The organism is Mesorhizobium sp. M7A.F.Ca.AU.002.02.1.1, from assembly GCF_003998535.1.
GTDB lineage: Bacteria > Pseudomonadota > Alphaproteobacteria > Rhizobiales > Rhizobiaceae > Mesorhizobium > Mesorhizobium ciceri.
On record NZ_RZPB01000938.1, the window covers coordinates 1 to 2,017 of the forward strand.

Annotated in this window: 2 protein-coding genes; one reads left to right on the forward strand and one right to left on the reverse strand. The window is 64.4% G+C overall.

Annotated features, from left to right (window positions below; genetic code table 11):
* Positions 1-834: ligase-associated DNA damage response exonuclease (locus EN879_RS33530; protein ID WP_127274588.1), on the reverse strand; the 834-nt coding region annotated here is incomplete at its 3' end.
* Between the two features lie 106 nt (positions 835-940).
* Between EN879_RS33530 and EN879_RS33535 the strand changes: the two genes are divergently transcribed.
* Complete coding sequence (locus tag EN879_RS33535) at positions 941-1,870, forward strand: methyltransferase domain-containing protein (protein ID WP_063169969.1); 930 nt, start codon at positions 941-943, stop codon at positions 1,868-1,870.
* Positions 1,871-2,017: the final 147 nt, after the last annotated feature.

Here is a 2,017-nt window from a genome sequence, read left to right on the forward strand (position 1 = left end):
CGGCAGTTCGATGCCGCCCTGCTTGGCGCGCTGGCGGATGCGCATCCAGCCTGACGCAAAGCACGAGATCGGATCGGGAAACCGCCGCGCCCAGCGATCCGCGAAGGCCGAAGGCGGGCCGACGACGATGGCGCCGGCAAAATCATCCTTGCCGCCGCTTTCGACGGTCGCCGGTTCGAGGGTGCCGAGATCGATGCCTTGGCTCTGGTAGTACTCACTGAGTTTGGCCAGCGCGCCATGGATGTAGAGTGGCCTGTCGTAGCCGGCGTCGCGCAACAGCCGCATCACCCGTTGCGCCTTGCCCAGCGCATAGGCGCCGACCAGATGCGAGCGTTCAGGGAACTGCGCGGCCGATTTCAGCAGGCGGGCGATTTCTTCGGTGTCCGGGGGATGGCGAAACACCGGCAGGCCGAACGTCGCTTCGGTGATGAACACATCGCACGGGATCGGCTCGAATGGCGCGCAGGTCGCGTCCCTCTGCCGCTTGTAGTCGCCGGAAGCGACGATGCGCGTGCCCTGATGCTCGACCGCTATCTGCGCCGAGCCCAGCACATGGCCGGCCGGATGGAAGCTGACGCTGACGCCATCGAGGGCAATCGTCTCACCCAGTTGTGCCGCTTGCGTCGTGCCAGCGAAACCCTCGCCGTAGCGCAGCCCCATAATGTCGAGCGTCTGCTGCGTCGCCAGCACCGAGCGGTGGCCGGAACGCGCGTGGTCGGAATGGCCATGCGTGATCAGTGCCCTGTTGACCGGCCGAACCGGGTCGATGAAGAAATCGCCCGGCGGGCAATAGAGGCCCTCGGGCCGGGGATGAAGCAGAACACTGGTGCGCATGGTCTCCAAGATAGGATATAATTCCGCGGCGGGAAGCCTGTTGTAAGTCACTGCTGACTCCCGCATAGAGCACCGCCGGCTCGATCCGCCGGCAGGACCCGCCGCCATGAAACCGCTTCAGGCCTCGTCAGGCGACTTGAACGCCGATCGCCGCGCCGACTATGCCGAGATGCTGCACGCGGATGGCGATCATGCGGCGGCGGCGGAATTGCTGCTCGGTGCGCTGGAAATAACGCCGCAATGGGCGATGGGCTGGTTTCGTCTCGGCGAGATGCAGCAGGCGGCGGGCGCGGCGGATCTGGCCGCACAGGCGTGGACGATGTCGTTGCAACTCGATCCATCGGATCGTCAAGGCGCTGCACTGAACCTGCAATTGATCGGCAAGGCGCCGGCGGTCGATGCGCTCCCCAGCGCCTTCGTCGAGACCTTGTTCGACCATTATGCCGAGAGCTTCGACGAGTCCCTGGTCGGCAGGCTGGGTTACCGCCTGCCTGGGATGCTCGACCAGGCCATTCGAGCGGCAAGGCCGGGCCGCTTCGCGCTGGCGCTCGATCTCGGCTGCGGCACAGGCCTGATGGGGCAGAGGCTGCGGCCGATCGCCGACCGGCTGGAGGGGTATGACATTTCGGCCAAAATGCTGAGAAAGGCGCGGGCCAAGGGCGTCTACGATTTCCTCGATAAGGCTGATCTGCGGGATTTTCCCTATGCCGGTCCGAAAGCCGATCTGGTGACGGTGGCCGATGTTTTCATCTATGTCGGTGCGCTGGGCGGCGTGGTGAAGACGATTGCCGGCTTGCTGGCCACGGATGGCCTGTTCGCGTTTTCCGTCGAGACGCTGGCTGGCGATGGCGATTTCGCGCTGCTGCCGTCACGCCGCTATGCGCATGCGCAACGCTATGTGCTCGACGTGCTGGCCGCCAACGGGCTTTCGGTCCTGTCACTGGAACCAACCGCGATCCGGCAGGATCGCGGGGAACACGTCAACGGGTTGGTCGTTGTGGCCAGGGCTCCGAACTCAGCTGAACAAAAGACCTGACGACAGCCGGTCGGCGGTGTCGGCAGCTTTTCGTCGGGTGCGATAGGAATTTTTTCTTGACGCCCTGCCCTCAGCTATGGTACATTTTCGCTCATGGTGCTGATTTGCGCCAGTGACCCGCCGCACAGGCGGGTTTTTCGTTTGATG

Coding starts and splice junctions, on each gene's coding strand:
- EN879_RS33535 (WP_063169969.1), top strand. CDS start 941: ATGAAACCGCTTCAGGCCTCGTCAGGCGACTTGAACGCCGATCGCCGC.